20 protein-coding genes, 4 tRNA genes and 1 pseudogene are annotated in these 22,046 nt (G+C 62.6%); 8 read left to right on the forward strand and 17 right to left on the reverse strand.

Going from position 1 to position 22,046, the window contains the following annotated elements; genetic code table 11:
- Nucleotides 1-35: 35 nt before the first annotated feature.
- The 7 genes from clpP to AC3RCM_RS18335 form a co-directional block, all read right to left on the reverse strand.
- The gene (gene clpP / locus AC3RCM_RS18305) at nucleotides 36-677 is read right to left on the reverse strand and encodes an ATP-dependent Clp endopeptidase proteolytic subunit ClpP (RefSeq protein ID WP_003259400.1); all 642 of its coding nucleotides are present in this window, start codon (nucleotides 675-677) and stop codon (nucleotides 36-38) included.
- A gap of 91 nt (nucleotides 678-768) precedes the next feature.
- Nucleotides 769-2,082: a trigger factor gene (gene tig, locus AC3RCM_RS18310; protein ID WP_014753846.1), complete on the reverse strand. Its 1,314-nt coding sequence runs from the start codon at nucleotides 2,080-2,082 to the stop codon at nucleotides 769-771.
- A 248-nt stretch (nucleotides 2,083-2,330) separates the two neighbouring features.
- A complete protein-coding gene (locus AC3RCM_RS18315) occupies nucleotides 2,331-2,630 on the reverse strand; it encodes a DUF6388 family protein (protein WP_003250236.1) in 300 nt (99 codons plus the stop codon).
- Nucleotides 2,631-2,818: 188 nt separating this feature from the next.
- Nucleotides 2,819-2,894: transfer RNA gene (locus AC3RCM_RS18320), tRNA-His, on the reverse strand.
- Nucleotides 2,895-2,930: 36 nt separating this feature from the next.
- A tRNA-Leu gene (locus AC3RCM_RS18325) sits at nucleotides 2,931-3,015 on the reverse strand.
- Nucleotides 3,016-3,067: 52 nt separating this feature from the next.
- Nucleotides 3,068-3,143, reverse strand: a tRNA-His gene (locus AC3RCM_RS18330).
- Between the two features lie 41 nt (nucleotides 3,144-3,184).
- Nucleotides 3,185-3,261 (reverse strand) — tRNA-Arg (locus AC3RCM_RS18335).
- A 269-nt stretch (nucleotides 3,262-3,530) separates the two neighbouring features.
- On the opposite strand from AC3RCM_RS18335, the gene folD reads away from it, so the two are divergent.
- Nucleotides 3,531-4,385 (forward strand): bifunctional methylenetetrahydrofolate dehydrogenase/methenyltetrahydrofolate cyclohydrolase FolD, encoded by an 855-nt coding sequence (gene folD, locus AC3RCM_RS18340; RefSeq protein WP_003250234.1) that lies wholly within the window; start codon nucleotides 3,531-3,533, stop codon nucleotides 4,383-4,385.
- A gap of 126 nt (nucleotides 4,386-4,511) precedes the next feature.
- Here folD and AC3RCM_RS18345 read toward each other — a convergent pair whose 3' ends face one another.
- The 6 genes from AC3RCM_RS18345 to AC3RCM_RS18370 are packed head-to-tail and all read right to left on the reverse strand — an operon-like array spanning nucleotide 4,512 to nucleotide 10,434.
- Nucleotides 4,512-6,251, reverse strand: coding sequence for an ABC transporter substrate-binding protein (locus tag AC3RCM_RS18345; RefSeq protein WP_003250232.1), 1,740 nt, complete (start codon nucleotides 6,249-6,251; stop codon nucleotides 4,512-4,514).
- Nucleotides 6,252-6,290: 39 nt separating this feature from the next.
- Nucleotides 6,291-6,563, reverse strand: coding sequence for a DUF2160 domain-containing protein (locus AC3RCM_RS18350; protein WP_003250230.1), 273 nt, complete (start codon nucleotides 6,561-6,563; stop codon nucleotides 6,291-6,293).
- A gap of 12 nt (nucleotides 6,564-6,575) precedes the next feature.
- Nucleotides 6,576-7,376 carry a carbohydrate ABC transporter permease gene (locus AC3RCM_RS18355; RefSeq protein ID WP_104887337.1) on the reverse strand — a complete coding sequence of 267 codons (801 nt, stop codon included), beginning with the start codon at nucleotides 7,374-7,376 and terminating at the stop codon, nucleotides 6,576-6,578.
- Nucleotides 7,377-7,379: 3 nt separating this feature from the next.
- Nucleotides 7,380-8,246, reverse strand: a complete 867-nt coding sequence (locus AC3RCM_RS18360; RefSeq protein ID WP_003250226.1) for a carbohydrate ABC transporter permease — start codon at nucleotides 8,244-8,246, stop codon at nucleotides 7,380-7,382.
- Complete coding sequence (locus tag AC3RCM_RS18365; protein WP_064493432.1) at nucleotides 8,243-9,340, reverse strand: ABC transporter ATP-binding protein; 1,098 nt, start codon at nucleotides 9,338-9,340, stop codon at nucleotides 8,243-8,245. Before AC3RCM_RS18365 ends, AC3RCM_RS18360 begins: the two co-directional genes overlap by 4 nt.
- Nucleotides 9,340-10,434 (reverse strand): ABC transporter ATP-binding protein, encoded by a 1,095-nt coding sequence (locus AC3RCM_RS18370; protein WP_492629049.1) that lies wholly within the window; start codon nucleotides 10,432-10,434, stop codon nucleotides 9,340-9,342. Before AC3RCM_RS18370 ends, AC3RCM_RS18365 begins: the two co-directional genes overlap by 1 nt.
- A gap of 223 nt (nucleotides 10,435-10,657) precedes the next feature.
- Here AC3RCM_RS18370 and AC3RCM_RS18375 point away from each other — a divergent pair, with 223 nt between their 5' ends.
- Nucleotides 10,658-12,406 (forward strand): sigma-54-dependent Fis family transcriptional regulator, encoded by a 1,749-nt coding sequence (locus AC3RCM_RS18375; protein WP_104887335.1) that lies wholly within the window; start codon nucleotides 10,658-10,660, stop codon nucleotides 12,404-12,406.
- A 108-nt stretch (nucleotides 12,407-12,514) separates the two neighbouring features.
- Here AC3RCM_RS18375 and AC3RCM_RS18380 read toward each other — a convergent pair whose 3' ends face one another.
- The 3 genes and pseudogenes from AC3RCM_RS18380 to AC3RCM_RS18390 all read right to left on the reverse strand — a co-directional run.
- Nucleotides 12,515-14,203: a putative bifunctional diguanylate cyclase/phosphodiesterase gene (locus tag AC3RCM_RS18380; RefSeq protein WP_409319991.1), complete on the reverse strand. Its 1,689-nt coding sequence runs from the start codon at nucleotides 14,201-14,203 to the stop codon at nucleotides 12,515-12,517.
- Between the two features lie 13 nt (nucleotides 14,204-14,216).
- Entirely contained in the window at nucleotides 14,217-15,092 is an 876-nt protein-coding gene (locus AC3RCM_RS18385) for a methyl-accepting chemotaxis protein (protein WP_371264237.1), read from the reverse strand.
- Nucleotides 15,093-15,500: 408 nt separating this feature from the next.
- Nucleotides 15,501-15,782, reverse strand: a pseudogene (locus AC3RCM_RS18390) (PAS domain-containing protein); the annotation flags it as partial.
- A gap of 266 nt (nucleotides 15,783-16,048) precedes the next feature.
- Here AC3RCM_RS18390 and AC3RCM_RS18395 point away from each other — a divergent pair.
- The 5 genes from AC3RCM_RS18395 (at nucleotide 16,049) to AC3RCM_RS18415 (ending at nucleotide 20,529) form a co-directional block, all read left to right on the forward strand.
- Nucleotides 16,049-16,363: a helix-turn-helix domain-containing protein gene (locus tag AC3RCM_RS18395; protein ID WP_492629050.1), complete on the forward strand. Its 315-nt coding sequence runs from the start codon at nucleotides 16,049-16,051 to the stop codon at nucleotides 16,361-16,363.
- A gap of 227 nt (nucleotides 16,364-16,590) precedes the next feature.
- Nucleotides 16,591-17,901: a C4-dicarboxylate transporter DctA gene (locus AC3RCM_RS18400; protein ID WP_012053078.1), complete on the forward strand. Its 1,311-nt coding sequence runs from the start codon at nucleotides 16,591-16,593 to the stop codon at nucleotides 17,899-17,901.
- 43 nt (nucleotides 17,902-17,944) lie between these two features.
- Nucleotides 17,945-18,643, forward strand: coding sequence for a FadR/GntR family transcriptional regulator (locus tag AC3RCM_RS18405; protein ID WP_064493436.1), 699 nt, complete (start codon nucleotides 17,945-17,947; stop codon nucleotides 18,641-18,643).
- Nucleotides 18,644-18,659: 16 nt separating this feature from the next.
- Complete coding sequence (locus AC3RCM_RS18410) at nucleotides 18,660-19,328, forward strand: GntR family transcriptional regulator (RefSeq protein ID WP_492629051.1); 669 nt, start codon at nucleotides 18,660-18,662, stop codon at nucleotides 19,326-19,328.
- Between the two features lie 151 nt (nucleotides 19,329-19,479).
- Nucleotides 19,480-20,529, forward strand: a complete 1,050-nt coding sequence (locus tag AC3RCM_RS18415) for a hypothetical protein (RefSeq protein ID WP_409322591.1) — start codon at nucleotides 19,480-19,482, stop codon at nucleotides 20,527-20,529.
- Between the two features lie 39 nt (nucleotides 20,530-20,568).
- Here AC3RCM_RS18415 and AC3RCM_RS18420 read toward each other — a convergent pair whose 3' ends face one another.
- Nucleotides 20,569-20,997: a PACE efflux transporter gene (locus AC3RCM_RS18420; RefSeq protein ID WP_014861849.1), complete on the reverse strand. Its 429-nt coding sequence runs from the start codon at nucleotides 20,995-20,997 to the stop codon at nucleotides 20,569-20,571.
- A gap of 100 nt (nucleotides 20,998-21,097) precedes the next feature.
- On the opposite strand from AC3RCM_RS18420, the gene AC3RCM_RS18425 reads away from it, so the two are divergent.
- Complete coding sequence (locus AC3RCM_RS18425) at nucleotides 21,098-21,976, forward strand: LysR family transcriptional regulator (RefSeq protein ID WP_064491795.1); 879 nt, start codon at nucleotides 21,098-21,100, stop codon at nucleotides 21,974-21,976.
- Nucleotides 21,977-22,046: the final 70 nt, after the last annotated feature.

The raw sequence follows: 22,046 nt of genomic DNA on the forward strand, positions 1-22,046 counted from the left end.
GCGCTTTCGACGCCCACCTGCTCTGACCCCCCGGTTCAGGAGGCCAGTTGCCGCTTGTCGTAGACCGAGTCGATCAGGCCGTACTCGGCTGCGCGCGAGGCGCTCATGAAGTTGTCACGCTCGGTGTCACGCTTGATGGTCTCGAGGTCCTGGCCGGTGTGATAGGCCAGCAGCTCGTTCAGACGGGCCTTGATATTGAGAATTTCCTGGGCGTGGATCTCGATATCGGTGGCCTGACCCTGGAAGCCGCCCAGCGGCTGGTGGATCATCACGCGCGAGTTAGGCAGGCAATGACGCTTGCCCTTGGCACCTGCCGCCAGCAGGAAGGCGCCCATGCTGCAGGCCTGGCCGATGCAGATGGTCGAAACGTCCGGCTTGATGAACTGCATGGTGTCGTAGATCGACATGCCGGCGGTGACGGAACCGCCCGGCGAGTTGATGTACAGATGGATATCCTTGTCCGGGTTTTCCGCCTCAAGGAACAGCAGTTGCGCAACGACGAGGTTGGCCATGTAGTCCTCTACCGGGCCAACCAGGAAGATCACACGCTCCTTCAACAGGCGCGAGTAGATGTCGTAAGCGCGTTCGCCACGGGCGGACTGCTCGATAACCATCGGGACCAGGCCGCCTGCGGCCTGGATGTCAGAGCTCTGCTGAATATAAGAATTGCGGGACATGTCCTGCGCTCACTCCCAAATAGTCATGGCTTGAATACGCACAAGCCAGCTCGAAGGCTGGCTTGTGGAGGTTTCCTACGAGAGAAGCCCGTTACTCAGCAGCGGCAGGAGCCTCGGCTGGTTTAACGGCTTCTTCGTACGAGACCGACTTGTCGGTCACAGTCGCTTTCTGCAGAACAGTATCTACAACTTGTTCTTCCAGCACAACCGAACGCACTTCGTTCAGTTGCTGGTCATTCTTGTAGTACCAGGCGATGACCTGCTCAGGCTCCTGGTAAGCCGACGCCATTTCTTCGATCATCTCGCGAACCTTGGCGTCGTCCGGCTTCAGCTCGAACTGCTTGACCACTTCGGCCACGATCAGACCCAGCACGACGCGGCGCTTGGCTTGCTCTTCGAACAGCTCGACTGGCAGCTGCTCAGGCTTGATGTTGCCACCAAACTGCTGAACAGCCTGCACGCGCAGACGGTTGACTTCGTTTTCCAGCAGGGCCTTTGGCACTTCGATCGGGTTGGCGGCCAGCAGACCGTCCATGACCTGGTTCTTGACCTTGGTCTTGATCGCCTGACGCAGCTCACGCTCCATGTTCTTGCGAACTTCGGCGCGGAAGCCTTCCAGCGTCGATTCCTTGATGCCGAACTGGGCGAAGAACTCTTCGTTCAGTTCTGGCAGTACAGGTGCCGAAACGCTGTTGACGGTGATGGTGAACTCAGCGGCTTTGCCAGCCAGGTCCAGGTTCTGGTAGTCCTCTGGGAAGGTCACGTTGACAACGCGCTCTTCGCCAGCCTTGGCGCCTACCAGACCTTCTTCGAAGCCTGGGATCATGCGGCCGGAGCCCAGCACCAGCAGGGTGCCCTTGGCCGAACCACCGGCAAACGCTTCACCGTCGACCTTGCCGACGAAGTCGATGTTGACCTGGTCGTCGTTCTGCGCAGCGCGCTCGACGGCCTCGAAGCGGGTGTTCTGCTTGCGCAGCACTTCCAGCATGTTGTCCAGGTCACTGTCAGCCACTTCGGCGCTCAGGCGCTCGACCTTGATCGACTCGAGGCCCGCAACAGTGAACTCAGGGAACACTTCGAAGATGGCGACGAACTCCAGATCCTTGCCCTTTTCGAAGGACTTGGGCTCTACAGCCGGGGCGCCAGCCGGGTTCAGCTTCTGCTCGACGATGGCTTCGTAGAAGGAGGCCTGGACCAGGTCACCGAAAGCCTCTTGACGGGCGTCCGCCTCGAAACGCTGACGGATCACGGTCATCGGTACTTTACCAGGACGGAAGCCCGCAATCTTGGCGCGCTTGGCAGTCTGCTGCAGACGCTTGTTGACTTCGTTCTCGACGCGCTCGGCCGGAACGGCGATGGTCATGCGGCGCTCGAGAGCGGAAGTGTTTTCAACAGAAACTTGCATGGATATTCCTCGTTGCACAGACGTTAGCCGGCGTTAGCCCGACTCCAGAATCAAGGGCAAACATTCTAGTGAGTCACGCAGCAGAAGTCACCCCACACGGGACGACTGAAAACAACGCCGGTCGATTAACTTTCAAGGCCCGCACGGCACAGCGCCAGGCCTGCTTCCAACAGGGGCTGCGCGGCGCCGGGGGCGGCCTGCAGCCGAAATACTTTGTCAAACAACTACCCGCAACGCATTTGCCTCCTTTATTGAGGATCAATGTCGTTGAACTGGCAGTATTCCTCCCATTCCAGCCCCAACGCCTCGGCCACTTCACGGTGCGTTTCCAGGCGCATGGCCTGCAGCTGCTCCGGGGACTCGGCAATCAATTGCAGCGCCAGCTCCCAAGGCTCAATACCCTGCTCCTCGGCGGCATCCTCGAACGCCCACTCGATTTGCTGGGCCTGCTCACGCGCATCCAGCTCGCGGATCTCCTCGAGCAACTGCGGATTGGCTTCGGCAAAGCGCTGCAGCGCCAGGGCCTGACGGGCTTCTTTTGCAATCATCGTGGTGTCCTTTGCCGGCCAAACGGGCCGGTGTTTCAACCGGCTGAAATCTAACAGCTTTTATTGGGGTGCCACCAGTGGATTACAAGGGGCAGGAGGTGTTTTGGCTGGGGCGCGGCTCATCACCGCTACGCAGACCCAAAACAAAAAGGCGCCCGATCTCACGATCAAGGCGCCTTTCAGGAATATGGGGTGGACGATGGGAATCGAACCCACGACAACTGGAATCACAATCCAGCGCTCTACCAACTGAGCTACGCCCACCATATTGCGGTCTTGCGGTACAACCTTACAGAAGCATGGTGCGGACGAAGAGACTCGAACTCTTACAGCTTGCGCCGCTGGAACCTAAATCCAGTGTGTCTACCAATTTCACCACGTCCGCGTAACGCTTAAAACAAAGGCGCCAGATGCTATCGAGGCGCCCTTGAAAAATATGGGGTGGACGATGGGAATCGAACCCACGACAACTGGAATCACAATCCAGCGCTCTACCAACTGAGCTACGCCCACCATATTGCATTACAGCCTACTTGCTTGCCAAAGCTGCCTAATGGCGCACCCGGCAGGACTCGAACCTGCGACCATCCGCTTAGAAGGCGGATGCTCTATCCAGCTGAGCTACGGGCGCTTAAGCTTGAAGCCTAACCGAACGAGACGCTAACAAGGAACTGTTAAACCACTCATTCTGCCCGACTTAGCCAACCAGTGCTAGGCTGTGCCCGACAAGTGCGGCGAATCTTATAGTCGACCCCGAAAGTCGTCAACACCTTTTTCGAAAAAATTTAAATTATTTAAGGGGTTAGAGGATTTGCCCGACCACCCGCCTTTGCCCTTGGCCCATGTCGTGCGAGAATGCACGTTCTTTATTGTTCCTTCTCGATGGTTAATCACGCGTCTATGACTGCACACCTAATCGATGGCAAGGCTATCGCCGCCAGCCTGCGCCAGCAGATCGCTCAACGTGTCGTGGAGCGTCGCCAGCAAGGCCTGCGTACGCCGGGCCTGGCAGTGATCCTGGTCGGCACCGACCCCGCCTCCCAAGTCTATGTCTCGCACAAGCGCAAGGACTGCGAAGAGGTCGGCTTCATTTCGCAGGCTTTCGACCTGCCCAGCGAGACCACGCAACAAGCCCTGACCGAGCTGATCGACCGTCTCAATGACGACCCGGCCGTCGACGGCATCCTGCTGCAACTGCCGCTGCCGGCACACCTGGACGCCTCTTTGCTGCTCGAGCGCATTCGCCCGGACAAGGATGTGGACGGCTTCCATCCGTACAACATCGGCCGCCTGGCCCAGCGTATTCCACTGCTGCGCCCGTGCACACCGAAAGGCATCATGACCCTGCTGGAAAGCACCGGCCAGGACCTGTACGGCATGAACGCGGTGATCGTCGGCGCGTCCAACATCGTTGGCCGCCCGATGGCCATGGAACTGCTGCTGGCCGGCTGCACCGTGACCGTCTGCCACCGCTTCACCAAGGACCTGGCCGGCCACGTCGGGCGTGCCGACCTGGTGGTCGTGGCTGCCGGCAAGCCGGGCCTGGTCAAGGGTGAGTGGGTCAAGGAAGGCGCCATCGTCATCGACGTGGGCATCAACCGCCAGGAAGACGGCAAGCTGGTCGGCGACGTGGTCTACGAGACTGCCCTGCCCCGCGCCGGCTGGATCACACCGGTGCCGGGCGGCGTCGGGCCGATGACCCGGGCGTGCCTGCTGGAGAACACGCTGTATGCGGCAGAAGAGCTGCACAAGTAATACCGCGTGATGCGAAAACGGCACCTTTGCAGGTGCCGTTTTTTTTGCCCGTGACTAATGGACTCTTCGCGAGCGAGCGGTTGCACGGCCCGCGCGGTCGGTGAAACCACCCCGGCGTTCAGCCGATCACTTCCTGGCCGCCTCCCAGGACTTCAGCAGTTCGTTGTAGCTGACTGTCTCGCCCATGGGCTTTTCGTTGGCCAGCTTGGCTTTCGGCGCACCCGGCTGGTCGAACCAGTACTGGGCGTCCTTCTCCGGATTCAACTTGGGTGCACACGTCGCCTGGGCATTGGAGCGTTGCAGGCGCTCCATCATGCGGTCCTGGTCGCGGGCCAGCCCATCCAGGGCTTCCTGCGGGGTCTTTTCGCCACTGGCGACTTCGGCGATATGGCTCCACCACAGCTGTGCCAGCCGCGGGTAGTCCGGTACGTTGGTGCCGGTCGGCGTCCACTGCACCCGTGCAGGGCTGCGATAGAACTCCACTAGCCCACCGAGCTTGGGCGCCAACTCGGTCATGGCCTGGGAGTTGATGTCCGACTCACGAATCGGCGTCAGGCCGACGATGGTCTTTTTCAGCGATACGGTCTTTGAGGTGACGAACTGGGCGTACAGCCACGCCGCCAAGCGTTGCTTCTCGGGGGTGGACTTGAAGAAGGTCCACGAGCCAGTGTCCTGGTAGCCGAGTTTCATACCCTCTTCCCAGTAAGGCCCCTTCGGTGAAGGCGCCATGCGCCACTTCGGCGTGCCGTCGGCATTCACAACGGGCAAGCCGGGCTTCGTCATGTCGGCGGTGAACGCGGTGTACCAGAATATCTGCTGGGCAATGTTGCCTTGCGCCGGCACAGGGCCGGCTTCGGAGAATGTCATGCCCTGCGCTTCCTTGGGCGCGTAGGCACGCATCCAGTCCACGTATTTCTGCGTGGCATAGACAGCGGCCGGCCCATTGGTATCGCCGCCGCGGGTCACGCTGGAACCCACCGGATGGCAGTCCTCCACGCGAATGCCCCATTCATCGACCGGCAAACCATTGGGCAGGCCCTTGTCGCCGCCGCCGGCCATCGAGAACCAGGCATCGGTGAAGCGCCAGCCCAGTGACGGGTCTTTCTTTCCGTAGTCCATGTGCCCGTAGACGCGCTTGCCGTCGATCTCCTTGACGTCTTCGGTGAAGAACTTGGCAATGTCCTCGTACGCCGACCAGTTCACTGGCACCCCCAGTTCATAGCCGTACTTCTCTTTGAACCTGGCCTTTAACTCCGGCCGTTCGAACCAGTCGGCGCGGAACCAGTACAGGTTGGCGAACTGCTGGTCGGGCAGTTGGTAGACCTTGCCATCGGGCGCGGTGGTGAAGGAAATACCGATGAAGTCCTTCAGGTCGAGGGTCGGCGAAGTATAGGCTTTGCCCTCGTTGGCCATCAGGTCGGTGATCGATTCCACTTTGCCGTAGCGAAAGTGCGTACCGATCAGGTCGGAGTCGTTGACCCAGCCGTCATAGATGTTCTTGTCCGACTGCATCTGCGTCTGCAGTTTTTCCACCACGTCGCCTTCCTGCAGCAGGTCGTGGGTCAGCTGGATGCCGGTGATCTCACTGAAAGCCTTGGCCAGCACCTTGGATTCGTATTCATGGGTGGTGATGGTTTCCGACACAACGTTGATCTTCATCCCGCGAAACGGCTCGGCTGCCTTGATGAACCACTGCAATTCGGCCAACTGCTGTTCGGGGGTAAGGGTCGAAGGCTTGAACTCGCTGCCGATCCATTTCTTTGCCGCCTCTTCGTACTGGTCGGCCCAGGCTGTGCCTTGCACGCTGGCCAGTACCAGCAACGCGGCCAGGGTCAAATGTCGCCTGTTGTGTTTGTTGTCGAACATTGTGATCTCCCGTTTCAGTTATCCCACAGGGCCGCTCGCTCAGCCCCAGCGCAACACCACCGCCAGCCACGCCAGCGACAGCAGCGAGGCCACCCACAACGGCCAGTCGCTGACACCGACCACCAGCAGGTGCAGGTAGGCGCTGGCCAGCAGGCCGATGAACAAACGGTCACCACGGCTGGTGACCAGCGGCAAAAAGCCCCGTCGCTCTACGCAGGGGCGACGCAGCTCAAGCAGGGTCATGCCCAGCAGCAACAGGCCCACAGCGGCGAAGAACAGCGCTGTCGGCAGGGTCCAGGCCATCCACTCCATGCGTTGCCCTCCTCACACCCGGCCCAGGGCGAAGCCCTTGGCCACATGATTGCGCACGAACCAGATCACCAGCATGCCCGGCAAGATGGTCAGCACCCCCGCCGCCGCCAGCACACCCCAGTCGATGCCCGATGCCGACACCGTGCGGGTCATCACCGCGGCAATCGGCTTGGCATTCACCGAGGTCAGGGTGCGCGCCAGCAGCAGTTCGACCCAAGAGAACATGAAACAGAAAAACGCCGTGACGCCGATGCCGGAGCCAATCAGCGGAATGAAGATCTTCACGAAGAAGCGCGGAAAACTGTAGCCGTCGATGTAGGCGGTTTCGTCGATTTCCCTTGGTACGCCCGACATGAAACCCTCCAGGATCCACACCGCCAGCGGCACGTTGAACAGGCAATGGGCCAGCGCCACGGCAATGTGGGTATCGAACAGCCCGATCGACGAGTACAACTGGAAGAACGGCAGCAGGAACACCGCCGGTGGCGCCATGCGGTTGGTCAGCAGCCAGAAGAACAGGTGGCGGTCGCCAGGAAAGCGGTAGCGCGAGAAGGCATAGGCCGCGGGCAACGCCACGAGCAGTGAAATCAGCGTGTTCAGGCACACGTAGTACAGCGAGTTGATGTAGCCGCTGTACCAGCTGGCGTCGGTGAAGATCACTCGGTAGTTGTCGAGCGTGAACGCCTGCGGCCACAGGGTCAGGCCGCCAAGGATCTCGGCGTTGCTCTTGAACGACATGTTCAGCAACCAGTAGATCGGCACCAGCAGGAAGAAGAAGTACAGCAGCAGGGCCATTGATTTGCGTGTGCTCATGGCCTAGTCCTTGTCGGCATGGGTCATGGCTGTGTAGAACAGCCACGACACCAGCAGGATGATCAGGAAGTACACCAGTGAAAACGCTGCCGCCGGCCCCAGGTCGAACTGCCCTACGGCCATACGCGTGAGGGTCTGGCTGAGGAACGTGGTCGCGTTGCCTGGCCCGCCGCCGGTCAGCACGAACGGCTCGGTGTAGATCATGAAACTGTCCATGAAGCGCAGCATCAACGCGATCACCAGCACGTTCTTGAGCTTGGGCAGCTGGATATGGCGAAACACCGCCCAGCCCGAGGCCCGATCGATGCGCGCGGCCTGGTAGTACACGTCGGGGATCGCACGCAGCCCCGAATAGCACAGCAAAGCCACCAACGAAGTCCAGTGCCACACATCCATCACCAGCACGGTGAGCCAGGCGTCGAACGGGTCACCGGCGTAGTTGTAGCTGACCCCTAGCTTGGCCAGGGAAGCGCCGAGCAGGCCGATATCGGCACGGCCGAAAATCTGCCAGATAGTGCCGACCACGTTCCACGGGATCAGCAACGGGATAGCCATGACGATCAGGCACACCGAGGCCATGCGGCCTTTGGTTGGCATGGCCAGAGCGATGCCTATACCCAATGGAATTTCGATCAGCAGGACGCAGGCCGAGTAAATGAACTGGCGCAGCAATGCATCGTGCAGCGCCGGGTCGCGCAGTACCTGGCGGTACCAGTCGGCACCGACGAAGTAGCGGCTGGACTGGTCGAAGATGTCCTGCACCGAGTAGTTGACCACCGTCATCATCGGCACCACCGCGCTGAACGCGACCAGCAGGAACACCGGCAGCACCAGCCACCAGGCCTTGTTGTTCGGCACCTTGTTGTTCATGGCCCGGTCTCCAGCAGCACATCGTCGACATACAGCATCAGCCACTGCGCCGGCAGGCTGACCCAGGCCTGGTCCACAGGCAACGGGCGGTCCTCGCCCAGCCTCGCCTTGAGCGCGACACCGCCCAGTTCGAGGGTGACGATGCGATAGGTACCCAGGTCTTCGACGTCCAGCACCCGCGCCGGGTAGGCCCCCTCGAACGGGCTGTCCCACAGCTGCACGAACTCCGGGCGAATGCCCACCTGCAGCCGCCCGCCCGCCAGTGAGGCCAGGCGCTCGCACAGGCCATCGGGCAGCACCAGCTGGACATCGCCGAACACCACCGCGCCCGCCTCGGCACGCACGTCGATCAAGTTCATGCCCGGGCTACCGATGAAATAACCAACGAATGTATGCCGCGGTCGCTCGAACAGCTCGCGCGGGGTGCCGAACTGGACGATGCGTCCGCCGTGCATCACCGCGATCTTGTCGGCGAAGGTGGAGGCCTCCAACTGGTCGTGGGTGACGTAGATCATGGTGATGTTGAACTGCTCATGAATCTGCTTCAGCTTGCGCCGCAGCTTCCACTTCAGATGCGGGTCGATCACCGTCAGCGGCTCGTCGAACAGGATCGCCGACACGTCATCGCGCACCAGGCCACGCCCCATGGAGACTTTCTGCTTTTCATCGGCGGTGAGGTTGCGTGCTTTCTTGCGCAACACGGCAGTCAGCTCGAGCACTTCGGCAATTTCTTCCACCCGGGCACGCACCCGGGCTTCATCGAGCCCCTGGTTGCGCAAGGGGAAGGCCAGGTTGTCGAACACTGTCATGGTGTCGTACACCACCGGGAACTGGAACACCTGGGCGATATTGCGCGCCTGCGGGGACAGCTGGTTGACCGGCTTGCCGTCGAACAGCACCTCGCCATGAGACGGCGTCAGCAGCCCGGAAATGATATTGAGCAAGGTCGACTTGCCGCAGCCCGACGGCCCGAGCAACGCATAGGCACCGCCCTGCTCCCACACATGTTCGAGTGCGTGCAGGGCATAGTCTGCCTCGCTGGCGGGCTGGCGGCTGTAACTGTGCGCCAGCTGGCGCAGGCGGATTTCGGCCATCACCCTCTCCTCGCCTGGCGCAGCCCCGGAGCCTGCACCAACACCCCGGCGCTGTCGAAAACGAACAGCTTGTGCGTGGGGATGAACACGCGTATCGGCGTGTCCACCTGGTACTCGTGCACCCCGGGAAGGTGCAGCACCATGCGCCAGTATTCGTTGCGCACATGCAGAAATGTTTCTGACCCACTGATCTCGGCCAACTCCACCAGTACCGCCAGCTCCAGGTCATCGTCGTGGGCCGGCACCAGCGCGATATGACTGGGGCGCACGCCGAAGCGGTAGTCACCCTCGGCCAGCGGCTCCAGGTCGGCATTGCGGGCAAAGTGCACGGTCTGGGCCAGGCTCACCTCGTTACCCGTGATACGGCCAGACACCAGGTTGATCGGCGGCTCGGAAAACAGCTCGGCAGCCAGCACGCTGCTGGGGCGCTGATAGACCTCGGCGGTGGGCCCGCTCTGCACGATACGGCCTTCGTGCACAAGGGTGGTGGTGCCGCCCAGCGCCAGCGCCTCGTTGGGCTCGGTGGTGGCGTACACAGCAATGCAATGGCGCGCCGCGAACAGCTCGCGCAGCTCCTGGCGCAGGCCTTCGCGCAACTTGTAGTCGAGGTTGACCAATGGCTCGTCGAAGAGGATCAACGAGCCATCCTTGACCAATGCCCTGGCCATCGCCGTGCGTTGCTGCTGGCCGCCGGAGAGCTCCAGTGGCAGGCGTTGCAGGTAGGTTTCGATGCGCAGCATCTCGGCAGTTTCCTGCACCCGCCGTCGGATCTGGTCCTCGGCCATGCGCGCCTGGCGCAGCGGTGAGGCGATGTTTTCGTACACGCTCAAGGTCGGGTAATTGATGAATTGCTGATACACCATCGACACATTGCGCTGGCGTACCGGCACACCGGTGACGTCCTGGCCATCCATCAGCACCCGCCCTCGGTCCGGACGGTCCAGCCCGGCCATCAGGCGCATCAGGCTGGTCTTGCCGGCCAGGGTGCGACCCAGCAGCACATTGAACGAGCCGGGCTCGAAACGCAGTGACGCATCGACGATCCACGGCTGGTTGTCGACGCTACGGCTGACCTCCTCCAGCACCAGGGACATGGCGTGGCCTTTTTGTGATTGTTGTCTGCCGGGTACAGCCAGTTCCGTGCCAGTCCGTGCCCGATGCTCTGGTTCGGGGCCTGGGTGGCAGCGCTGGCAAATCGCGGGCTCGCACGTGAACACAATCACTGCACAGCTGGACACTGGCCAGTTTGACAATGAACAGCCGTGAACAACACTGAACGGCGGTCGACCCATGACAACAATCACACAGGACAGGCCCATGGCCGCATCCACTTCGACCCACACCCAACTGATCCAGGCGTCCTGGGACCGCTGCCGCGCCCACGGCCTGCAGCCGCAGCATGCGCCAGACTTTGACTGCCTGTCCCGCGCCGAGCTCAGTGCCCTGCTGGAGCGGCGCCAAAACCTGCTGCGCCTGACCCGCGAGGAAGTGCTACCGCACTATGCGCACCTCTTGGGTAACGCCAGCTACCTGGTGATGCTGGCCGATGCCAGTGGCTGCCTGCTCGACAGCTGGGGCTCGCGGCGTTTCATCGAACCGCGCCAGCACCATGGTTTCAGCGCCGGCGCCCATTGGCACGAACGTGGCGTCGGTACCAACGCCCTGGGCACCACACTGATTTGCGCCGAAGCGGTTCACGTCGGCCAGGACGAACACTTCCTGCGCCAGAACCGCTACATGTCCAGCGCCGCCGCCCCCCTGTTCGACGCCGCACGGCAGCTGGTCGGGGCGCTCGACGTAGCCAGCGACGGCTACCTGCCGGCCAGCCAGACGCTTGGGCTGGTGCGCATGATGGGCCAGAGCCTGGAGAACCGCCTGATCCTCGCCGAACATGCTGACCAGCATGCACAACTGATCTTCAACAGCGCCTCCGACAACCTCGACAGCCCTTGGGCCGGCTTGCTGGTGTTCGATGAACGCGGGCAGGTGTTGGCCGCCAATCACCGGGCCGATAGCCTGCTTGGCGTAAACCCGCTGCAGCAAAACATCGAGCAACTGTTCCAGTTACCCCTGCAACAGCTGCTCAGCCATCCCCGACAACAGCCCTTCGCTCTGCAGGCCACCGGGCGCAACCGCTTTCACTGCCAGTGGCACCCCCCACGCGAAACCACTCGCCGCCCCGAAGCCGGCAGTACCGAGCCGCGCCTGGATAAAGCCTTGATACAAGCCCGCCTGCTATTGGAAAAGGACATCCCGGTGTTGGTCGAGGGCGAAACAGGCGTAGGCAAAGAAGTGTTCGTCGGCACCCTGCACCGGGCCAGCAGCCGCGCCAGGCAGCCGCTGGTCGCCGTAAACTGTGCGGCGATCCCGGCCGAACTGGTGGAGTCGGAACTGTTCGGCTATGACAAAGGCGCGTTCACCGGCGCCCACCACAAGGGCAACCCGGGGCTGATCCGCAAGGCCGACCACGGCATCCTGTTTCTGGATGAGATTGGCGACATGCCACTGCCCACCCAGGCCCGCCTGCTGCGCGTACTGCAGTCGCGCAGCATCCAGCCGCTGGGCAGTGGCGAACCGGTGCCGGTGGATATCCGCGTGGTGTCGGCGAGCAATCGCAACCTGGCCGAAGAAGTGCGCGCCGGGCGCTTTCGCCAGGACCTGTACTACCGCATCGCCGGCCTGACGCTGGTGCTGCCCCCCCTGCGCGAACGCGCTGACCGGCGCCAGCTGATTGAGCAGGTGCATGCCCGCTACCGCGAGCCCGGGCAACCTGCGCGGCTGCCCCCGGCCATTATCGACCTGTTCGATCAACACCCCTGGCCGGGCAACCTGCGCGAACTGGTGAGCGTGCTACAGGTCGCGTTGGCCCTGGCGGCCAACGGGCCGGTCGGCGTCGAACACCTTCCTGCGGGTTTTCTGGCCGAGTCGAAAACACCGGTGCCGATAGCGACTGAAGAGACGGACCTGCAGAGCCTGGTCGAGCAAGCCAATGGCAACCTGTCGGCGGTGGCCCGCCGACTGGGTATCAGCCGCACCACACTGTACAAGCGGTTGCGTGGGCGATGAATCGATTGGCCCTGAAGCGCCGCACAGCAGGTTTTCGAAGCCACCCCTGATCGACAAGCAGCTGGCGCCCCCCCCGTGCAGGTCAAGACCACGGCCCGCTGATGACCTTCAAGGGTCACGCCACTGCACTGGCTGCCGGTAGGCCTGTGCCCAGGCTTGCACGTCACTGGCGGGCATCGGCCGGGCAATGCAGTAACCCTGCGCCAGCTCGCAGCCCAGGCCCATCAGTACCCGGCCGTGCTCGACACTCTCCAGCCCCTCGGCAATCACCTCGCGGCCAAACGTCCGGGCCAGGCCGATCACTGCCTCCGTCAGCGCCAGGTCGTCCTGGTCATGAAGGATGTCACGCACGAACGACTGGTCGATCTTGATCGTCTGGGTCGGCAAGCGTTTCAGGTAACTCAAGGACGAATAACCGGTGCCGAAATCGTCCAGCGAGAAACGCACACCCAGCGCACGGCAGGCATCCAGGCAACGGCTGACATGCTGCAGGTTGTCGATGGCCACCGACTCGACGATTTCCAGGTCCAGCAGCGCCGGGTCCACCGCCGGGTACGCTGCCAGCAGTTGCTGCAGGCGCTCGGCAAAGTCACTGCGCTGCAAATGCCGCGCGGCAATATTCACGCTCAGCGACCAGGGCTGCCCTTGGCGCTGCCAGGCCTGCAACTGGCTCAACGCCTGCCCGATCACCCACTCGCCGATTTCGACGATCAGGTCGGTCTGCTCTACCCAGGGCAGGAAATCGCCAGGCGGCACCACACCACGGCCTGGCCGCTGCCAGCGCAATAAACCCTCAAAGCCCAGTACCTTGCCACTGCGCAGGTTGACCTTGGGCTGGTAGTAAAGGCACAGCTCACCATTGCGCAGCGCCCGGCGCACGCGTGCCACGGTCTGGTGGGTGGCCTTGAGCTCCTGCTCCTGCGTCACGTCGAACAGATGGTAACGGTTGCGCCCGCGCTGCTTGGCCACATACATGGCCTGATCGGCGTGGCGCACCAGGGTGTCGGCATCTTCGTCATCCTGCGGGTACAGGGTCACGCCGATACTGGCGCTGAGCGACAGCGTATGCTCACGCACCACACAGGGTGCCGCCAAGGCACGCAATACCCGCTGCAGGGCTGCATGCAGCTGGTGCTCATCGTCGACGTCGCGCAGGATCAGCACGAATTCGTCGCCCGACAGCCGCGCCACGGCATCCCCACCACGCAGGATACTCTTCAGGCGCTGCGCCACTTCCACCAGCAGCAGGTCACCCACGGCATGCCCGTAGCCGTCATTGACCGCCTTGAAACCATCCAGGTCGAGCATGCACACCGCCAGCGAGATGCCTTCGCGGCGCGAGTAGGCCAAGGCCTGGTTCAGCAAATCAGACAGGTAGGCGCGGTTGGGCAGGCCGGTGAGCACATCGTGCCCCACCCGCCACTGCAAGGTATGCAGCAGCTGGCGCTTCTCGGTGACGTCAAAGCGGATCGACACATACTTGCGCACCTGGCCTGTCAGCGGATCGACCAGTGGCACCATGGTGCTGTCGACCCAGTACAACGAACCGTCCTTGGACCGGTTGCAGATTTCGCCCTTCCACACCCGCCCGGCGACCAACGCCCGCCACATGCCGACAAAGAACGTCGGTTCATGCAGCCCGGAATTGAGGATGCGGTGGTTGGCCCCCAACAGTTCCTCACGGCTGTAGCCCGAGATGCTGCAGAACTGCTGATTGACGTAGGTGATGTTCCCACGCAGGTCGGTTTCCGAAAAGATCGCGGCCGCGTCCACGGCCGCGCGATAGTTATCATCCATAAAGCATCCTGCCTTAGCGGTTGAAGCGCTCCACCAGGGCGCGCAATCCGGCGCACACGTGTTCCAGTTCGGTACCGCGCGAGGCGGCGGCGTTGGCGCTATGGGCGCTGTGCTGGGCAATACCGGCTACGCCGTTGATCTGCCGCGAAACGTCTTCTGCCACCGCCGACTGCTGCTGCGAGGCGGTGGCCATCTGCTGGCTCATATCGCTGATGCGCTGTACCGCGTCACGAATGCCATGCAGCGCCTGCCGGGCTTCCTGCACCTGGGCAACGCCCTGCTCGGCACCGTCGATGCCTCGGCTGGCGATCGCCACGGCTTCCTCGGCGCCACTGCGCAGGGCATCGATGATGGCCTGGATGTGAAGGGTGGACTGGCGGGTCTTGTCGGCCAGTGCCCGCACCTCGTCGGCGACCACGGCAAAGCCCCGGCCCTGCTCGCCCGCACGGGCAGCCTCGATGGCGGCGTTGAGGGCCAGCAGGTTGGTTTGCTCGGCAATGCCGCGGATCATCCCGGCGGCCTCGGCGATGGCGCCGGTCTGACCCGCCAGGTGGCTGACCGCCTGGTTGATCTGCGTCACGGTGCTGGCCAGGTTACGAATGGCCGCACCGCTGGCATCGGCCACCTGGCTACCTTGCTCGGCCAGCAGGTGCGCCGTGTGTGCCTCGGCGGCGGTCAACTGCACGTGGTTGGCCACTTCGCCAATGGAGGCGGCCATCTGGTTCATTGCAGTGGCGCTCAGGTCGGTTTCGGCACGCTGCTCCAGCAATGCCGCCTCGGTGCTGCGCGACAACTGCCCGGCATCGCGAGCGGCCACGGCCATTTGCCCGGCCAGGTCGCTTAGCCGGGTCAAGGCGGTTTTCAGGCGTGCCTCTTCGCTGATCAGCATCAGTTGCAACTGCCCGGCAGCACCCGACAGGTCGCTGTAGGTCAAGGCCGCAATCGGGTCGGCGAAGGCACCTTCGGCACCCTGCACAATCTGCTGCAGCTGCCGCCCGAGGGCATTGCGCGCCCACAGGCCGCAGGCCACGAACAGCCCCAGGGTCAGCCCCTGCCCCACCAGGCCAGGCCACAGCTGGTTGGCCCCCACCGCCAGCAGCCCACCGGCCAGTGGCAAGGCCAAGGCCTGCGCCAGCAAGCTCAGCCGGCGCGGCGCCGACAATGCCGCCTGGCCGTTGCGCAGCCGCGCATACAGGGCTTCGGCACGGGCTACTTGCTCGCGCGTAGGGCATACGCGCACCGACTCGTAACCCACTACCCGCCCACCTTCGAGGATGGGCGTGACGTAGGCATTGACCCAGTAGTAGTCGCCGTTACGGCAGCGGTTCTTGACGATACCCATCCAGCTCTTGCCGGCTTTCAGGTAGCGCCACATCAACTCGTACACCGCCGGCGGCATATCCGGGTGGCGCACCAGGTTGTGCGGGCTGCCGATCAGTTCGGCCTCGCTGTAGCCACTGATGGCGGCAAACTCTGGGTTGCAGTAGGTGATCAGGCTGGCGGTATCGGTAGCAGAAATAAGCCGCTGATGGGGGGGAAAACGTTGCTCGACCGGGGTTACCGGCAAGTTGAGGCGCACGATGAGACTCCATTCAATGACAAGCCGGCACCCAGTTCATCGACGGCCTTCGGAACCGATTCATGAGGATCCGTTCCAATGGGCAAAAGCGCTTCCTGCCGTTGCGGCACGAGGCCGAACGGTACAAGGAAGGTGACGATGACTGACCGGTCAAGCCATGAATTCTACGAAATTCATCACATAAATAAAACAAAGGTGATCGATCATGGCGTTGCGCCACATTGATAGATATCGTTAAGTTCTTGATTCTAAATGGGAATTAAGCGATGACGAGATCAGCTTTGGGTATCGCCCTGCGCCGCTACCGCAAGCTGGCGGGCCTGACCCAGGCACAACTGGCCGAACGGACCGGCTTCGACCCCAAGACCGTCAGCCGTTTCGAAACCAGCACCTACACCCCCAGCATCGATGCAATCATGGCGTTTGCCCAGGTGCTGGGCGTCAAGCCCAAGGACTTCTTCGCTGAACCGGACGACGAAGAGGAGCAGCGCGCCTACCTGTTCGGTGTCATCCACAACGCCCCGCCCAAAGATCTTGGCAAGCTGATTGCAGCGGTGGACCAGGCACTGGCCAAGCCCTGAGCTATTTCACGCGCCCCCTTTCACGGCACGCACCGAACTAGAGCATGGCAGGCCGGATTGCCCCACAACTGGTCAGACCGGTAAGGCCAAAAATCCTTGCAATCAGGGATTTTTCGCGCTTTTATGGCCTCGCGCTGAACAAACCGGTAAGACCACAATAATTAAGTCCTGCGCTCTTTCGCCCCGTGCGGCTACCGAAGCAAGGACACCGATCAGAGACTCCTCCCATGCTCAAATGGTGCTCGCGTTCGATTTTCCTGCAAGTCGTACTCGGCCTTGCCCTCGGCATCGCCTGCGGTCTGAGCTTCCCCGACCTCTCCCTGCAACTCAAACCCCTCGGCGACGGCTTCATCAAGCTGATCAAGATGCTCATCGGCCTGATCGTGTTCTGCGTGGTGGTCAGCGGCATTTCGGGTGCGGGCGACCTGAAAAAGGTCGGGCGCATCGGCCTGAAGTCGGTGATCTACTTCGAAGTGCTGACTACCCTGGCGCTGGTGATCGGCCTGGTGTTCGCCTTCACCAGTGGCATTGGCAGCGGTGCCAACATTCACCTGGATCAACTGTCCGCCGCCGATGCCAACGGCTTGGCCGAGCGCGGCCAGCACATCCATGGCGCCACGGCATTCTTCATGGACCTGATCCCCACCTCGGTGATCGGTGCCTTCGCCGACAACAACATTCTTCAGGTGCTGCTGTTCTCGGTGCTGTTCGGCAGTGCGCTGAACCTGGTAGGTGACTCGGCCGCCGGCATTTCGCGACTGATCAACGAACTGAGCCATGTGATCTTCCGCATCATGGGCATGATCGTGCGCCTGGCGCCGATCGGCGTGTTCGGTGCCATCGCCTTCACCACCAGCAAGTACGGCCTGGCGTCGCTGCAGCACCTGGGCGGGCTGGTGGCGCTGTTCTACCTCACCTGTGCCGGCTTCGTGCTGATCGTGCTGGGCACCGTCATGCGCCTGTCGGGCCTGAAACTGCTGCCGTTGATCAAGTACCTGCGCGAAGAGCTGACCATCGTCCTGGGCACCGCCTCTTCCGACGCCGTACTGCCACAGATCATGCGCAAGCTTGAGCACCTGGGCATCGGCAGTTCCACGGTCGGCCTGGTGATCCCTACCGGCTACTCGTTCAACCTCGATGGTTTTTCCATCTACCTCACCCTGGCGATCGTGTTCATCGCCAACGCCACCGGCACGCCACTGGAAATGACCGACCTGCTGACCATCCTGCTGGTGTCGCTGGTGACTTCCAAGGGGGCTCACGGCATCCCAGGCTCGGCACTGGTGATTCTTGCCGCCACCCTGACTGCGGTACCGGCGATCCCTGTGGTTGGCCTGGTACTGGTGCTGGCGGTGGACTGGTTCATGGGTATCGGCCGGGCGTTGACCAACCTGATCGGCAACTGCGTGGCCACCGTGGCCATTGCCCGTTGGGAGAAGGACATTGACCTGGAACGTGCGCAGAACGTGCTCGACGGCAAGCCTGGCTTTGCCCCCACGCCACGCAAGCAACCCAACGCCCATCAACAGGAATTCTGAGCGAACGTGGCCGGCATGACGCCGGCCCTTCCAGGAGCGAACCGTGATCAGCTCATCAACCGTCGTCAACTCAGTGGTGGAAAAACTCCGCCAGGCCCTGGCCCGCGGCCAATGGCGCACCGGCGACATGCTGCCAGGCCAGCGCGAACTGGCCGAACAACTGGGCATCAGCCGCCCCAGCCTGCGCGAAGCGGTAACCGTGCTGGAAACACTGGGCCTGGTGCGCTCGTTACCCGGCAAGGGCGTGTTGGTGCTGGATGCCGATGCCCAGCCGTTGGGCGTGGAAACCAGCGCTGCGGCCAGCCTGGCCGACGTGCTGGAACTGCGCTACACACTCGAACCGTTCATCGTCGGCCTGGTGGCGCAGTCGGCCAACAGCCAGGACATCGGCCAGTTGCGCCTGACCCTGATGGACATGCGCGAAGCGCTGGAGGCCGATGACAGCGAGGCCGGGGTCAAAGCCTACATTGCCTTCCATGAGGCGCTGTTCGCCCTGACCACCAACCCGATTTTCCAGAGCGTGGTGCAGCAGACCGGCAATGCCCTGAAGCAAAGCGCCGACATGCTGCGCAACTCGCCCGAGCACCTGGCCGCGCGGCTGAAGGAAAACGAAGCGGTGGTGCGCGCCATTCGCGAACGCAGCAGCGCCCAGGCCAGTGCCCAGATGCGTCAGCACATCGTGGCCGAAGGGCTGCGCATGGGCATCGCGCTGAATATCCCGGACGAACATCCGCATCCATGACCTCAGGAGAGTGCCCATGAACGCCGTCCCCCACTTGCCTACCCTGCTCGCGGCCGGCGAAACCCGCCTGTCGGCCGAGCAGATTTATCCGCGGCTGTTCGACGCCATTCTCGAACAGCGCCTGCCGCCGGGCAGTCTGTTGCCCGAACAGGCGCTGGGCCATGCCTTTGGTGTCAGCCGCACGGTGATCCGCCGTGTGCTCGGGCGCCTGTCCGACCAGCAGGTGGTGGTACAGCGCCCCAGCCACACCGCGCATCTGGCTGCGCCTGACCCGGTCCAGGCACGTCAGGTGCTCAGTGCCCGGCGTCTGGCCGAAACCACGCTGATCACCCTGGCTGCGCAACGCGCCCGGCCGGCGCAGGTACGCCAGTTACGGCAACTGGTAGAGCGCGAGCGCCAGCACCATGAGCGTGGCGAACGCTGCGCGGCGATCCGCCTGGGCGGCGAGTTCCATCTGAAACTGGCGCAGGTGGCGGCCAATGCACCACTGGCGCGATTTCTCAATGGGCTGGTGCCGATGACCTCGCTGATCATCGCTCTCTACGAATCGCCGTGCTGCGATCACTGCGCGTGGGAAGAGCATGCGGCAATCATCGATGCCGTGGAGCAAGGTGATGCCGAAGCGGCGCTGGGGTTGATGCACAGGCACCTTGACCGTCTGGAAGAAAAGCTCGACCTGGAATAACCCGACCAAACGGACGCGATCGCTCCCCCCCAGGCCGCGCTCACACAACCATTTGCATCTGTGCTGAGCGGGCGATGGGCTGCACAGCAGCCCCAATAACCCCACCCTATACTTCGAGAACCCCCCCAGCCTCTACCAGGGAGGCGGTCGCGTGAGTTCTCGAGTCCTCCTGTTGCTCTGCCTTCTGCTGGCCCTCGGCGGTTGTGCCAGCAAGCGCCCCCCTGCCCCGCCGCCGCCCGCAATACTCACCCCCGCGGCCTGGCAACGCATCGACCAGGAACTGATCGATGCCTCGGTCGGTGCCGCCGGCTCGGCCAACGACTATGCCCGGCGCTCCATGCGGGTGTGGAAGGAGCAAGTGCAGCAACGCACCGAAAGCGACTTCATCCCCTGGTTCACGGGTTACTGGACCCAGCAGTGGCTGACCCTCAAGGTGGCCTGGTACAAGCTCGACAGTGGTGAGGGTCGGGAACCGGCAGAAAAACGCCTGGCCCTGTACCTGCAGGAGCAGTATCACGCGCGGGTGATTGAGCCGGTAGCCGAGCAGATCAACCCAGAGGGCATCCGCGACCGCGCCTGCGAACTGTACCTGCAACTGCTCGGCCAGCAACTGCCGGCGATCATCAGCCGGTACAACGCGCCGCCCGAGCAGTTCAGCCAGCGCCTCAACCGTATCCCCGCCATCGCCCTGGGGCCACCGGATGCGCGCAATGCCAGCCTGTATCAGCTGCTGCGGGCCAAGTCACTGGACCAACAACCGGCCTGGCAAGCCATGCGCCAGCACTTGCATCAGCAGGCCAGCAAAGGCCCTGGCAGGACCGATGTCGGGCTCAACTCGGTGGCCACCCAGGCCAGCGAAAAGCTTGGCGCCACCCTGGCCCCACGCGGTATCGCCAGTGCCGTGGCATCGGCAGTGGGCAAGGTGGCAGGGGCGATGATTTCGATTGCTGCAGCCGGTTACGGGGTGATGACCCATGACCGTGATCACCCGCAGATGGTCGAACAGCTGCGGGTGATCCTGAACGTGGCGTTGAACCAGGAATGGCAGGAGTTGATGGAGAACCGCCAGAGCGGGGCCATGGCGGGGGTCTATTACCTGTCGGGGCAGGTTGAGGACAGCTTGCTGGCCAGTGCGCCGCGGCCGGTGGAGCAGCAGGTCGAGCAGCAGCAGGCGCCTTTGATCATTCGCCTGCCACCTTAGTGGCGGCCTGTGCCGGCGTTTTCGCAGCGCAAGGCTGTATCAAGCTGTGGCAAGGGCAGAGCTTGGCAAGCCAAACACACGATCAAACGCCCAGTTGTAGGCAAAGGTGTAGCACGGCACCAGGATGATGAACGCCATATCCACCAGCAGCGCCTCCAGCAATGTCATGTCCAGCCACCAGGCAATCAGCGGAATCAAGTAAACCACTAGGGTCAATTGGAAGCCGATGGCATGCACCACCCGCCGCGCCACGCTGCGTCCCCGCTTGGCCTGGCGGCTCTCCCAGTACTCGAACAGGGTGTTGTAGATCAGGTTCCAGAGCATGGCGATGGTGGTGATCATCACCGCCAGCGGTCCGGTATGCGACGCCTGCGTATCTGACAGGTAGGCCAGCCCGAGGGTCGACATGCACAGCCCGATCAGTTCATAGAAAGTCACGTAGACCAGCTTGCGTTTCAATCCCTGCACCCAGGTTACCTCCAAAGACAAATAGCGACGGGGCGATCATGCTTCAACGTACTTGACAGCAAAAGTCAGCAGCTGTCAGATCAACTGACAGGAGGCTGCCATGAACTTTTCCAGCGACAACATCCAGCTGTTTCTGGCCGTGCTCGACCACGGTTCGTTTTCTGCCGCCGCGCGCGCCCTCAAGCGGGTGCCTTCAGCCGTGAGCATGGCCATTGGCAACCTTGAAGCAGAACTTGGCTACAGCCTGTTCGAACGTGGCCCGCGTGAAGTTCGCCCAACCGCACAGGCCTTGGCCCTGGAGCCACACGCCAGGCTGATTGCCGAACAACTGGGGCTGCTGCAGGTTCATGCCCTGGAGCTGTCCCAAGGGCTGGAGAGCAGCCTGACCCTGGCCGTGGTACCCGACATCGATCACCGCCCGCTGCTGGCGGCCATCGCCAACCTAGGTAAGCGCCACCCGTTGCTGGACATTGCCCTGCTCAGCGCCCCGCAGGAAGAAGCCCTGCACTTGCTGGACAGCGGCCGTGTCGACCTCTGCATAGCCTTTGCCGGCCTGCAGGTCGATGCCCGTCGCGGCTTCCAGCACATCGGCATGGAGTCGCTGGTAGCCACCCTGTCGCCGGCCCACCCGGCCCTGCGTGAGGGGCGTATCCACGACCTTGAGGACCTGACCCAGGTGCGTCAGATTCTGGTGCGCAGCCGCGACCTGCCTCTGGCGGACCCTCGCCCACTGATCGGCGCCACACACTGGTCCACCGACAGTTTCGATCTGGCTTTGCAAATGGTGGAAGCTGGCTTGGGCTGGGGCGATCTGCCGTTGTCGCGGGTCGCCCCGCTGCTGGCCAGCGGGCGTCTGGTGCGCCTGGCATTCCGCAATACACGCAACGAATTGCAACTGCCCGTGCATATCCTGTGGCGCAAACAACAGCCGCTGCAGCAGGCTGCACGCCTGCTGATCGAGCAGTTGGCTGACCCGTGACTGCCGTCCGTCGAAACGTCTGTAAGAATTTTCCCTAAGCACTTCAATCTTTTACCCCTCAAGCCGATAT

It is taken from the genome of Pseudomonas sp. GW823-FHT05G12 (assembly GCF_058795575.1).

Bases quoted from the DNA above. Each gene is read 5' to 3' on its own strand.
- clpP (WP_003259400.1), bottom strand. From the start codon at position 677: ATGTCCCGCAATTCTTATATTCAGCAGAGCTCTGACATCCAGGCCGCA.
- tig (WP_014753846.1), bottom strand. From the start codon at position 2,082: ATGCAAGTTTCTGTTGAAAACACTTCCGCTCTCGAGCGCCGCATGACC.
- AC3RCM_RS18315 (WP_003250236.1), bottom strand. From the start codon at position 2,630: ATGATTGCAAAAGAAGCCCGTCAGGCCCTGGCGCTGCAGCGCTTTGCC.
- folD (WP_003250234.1), top strand. From the start codon at position 3,531: ATGACTGCACACCTAATCGATGGCAAGGCTATCGCCGCCAGCCTGCGC.
- AC3RCM_RS18345 (WP_003250232.1), bottom strand. From the start codon at position 6,251: ATGTTCGACAACAAACACAACAGGCGACATTTGACCCTGGCCGCGTTG.
- AC3RCM_RS18350 (WP_003250230.1), bottom strand. From the start codon at position 6,563: ATGGAGTGGATGGCCTGGACCCTGCCGACAGCGCTGTTCTTCGCCGCT.
- AC3RCM_RS18355 (WP_104887337.1), bottom strand. From the start codon at position 7,376: ATGAGCACACGCAAATCAATGGCCCTGCTGCTGTACTTCTTCTTCCTG.
- AC3RCM_RS18360 (WP_003250226.1), bottom strand. From the start codon at position 8,246: ATGAACAACAAGGTGCCGAACAACAAGGCCTGGTGGCTGGTGCTGCCG.
- AC3RCM_RS18365 (WP_064493432.1), bottom strand. From the start codon at position 9,340: ATGGCCGAAATCCGCCTGCGCCAGCTGGCGCACAGTTACAGCCGCCAG.
- AC3RCM_RS18370 (WP_492629049.1), bottom strand. From the start codon at position 10,434: ATGTCCCTGGTGCTGGAGGAGGTCAGCCGTAGCGTCGACAACCAGCCG.
- AC3RCM_RS18375 (WP_104887335.1), top strand. From the start codon at position 10,658: ATGGCCGCATCCACTTCGACCCACACCCAACTGATCCAGGCGTCCTGG.
- AC3RCM_RS18380 (WP_409319991.1), bottom strand. From the start codon at position 14,203: ATGGATGATAACTATCGCGCGGCCGTGGACGCGGCCGCGATCTTTTCG.
- AC3RCM_RS18385 (WP_371264237.1), bottom strand. From the start codon at position 15,092: ATGCTGATCAGCGAAGAGGCACGCCTGAAAACCGCCTTGACCCGGCTA.
- AC3RCM_RS18395 (WP_492629050.1), top strand. From the start codon at position 16,049: ATGACGAGATCAGCTTTGGGTATCGCCCTGCGCCGCTACCGCAAGCTG.
- AC3RCM_RS18400 (WP_012053078.1), top strand. From the start codon at position 16,591: ATGCTCAAATGGTGCTCGCGTTCGATTTTCCTGCAAGTCGTACTCGGC.
- AC3RCM_RS18410 (WP_492629051.1), top strand. From the start codon at position 18,660: ATGAACGCCGTCCCCCACTTGCCTACCCTGCTCGCGGCCGGCGAAACC.
- AC3RCM_RS18425 (WP_064491795.1), top strand. From the start codon at position 21,098: ATGAACTTTTCCAGCGACAACATCCAGCTGTTTCTGGCCGTGCTCGAC.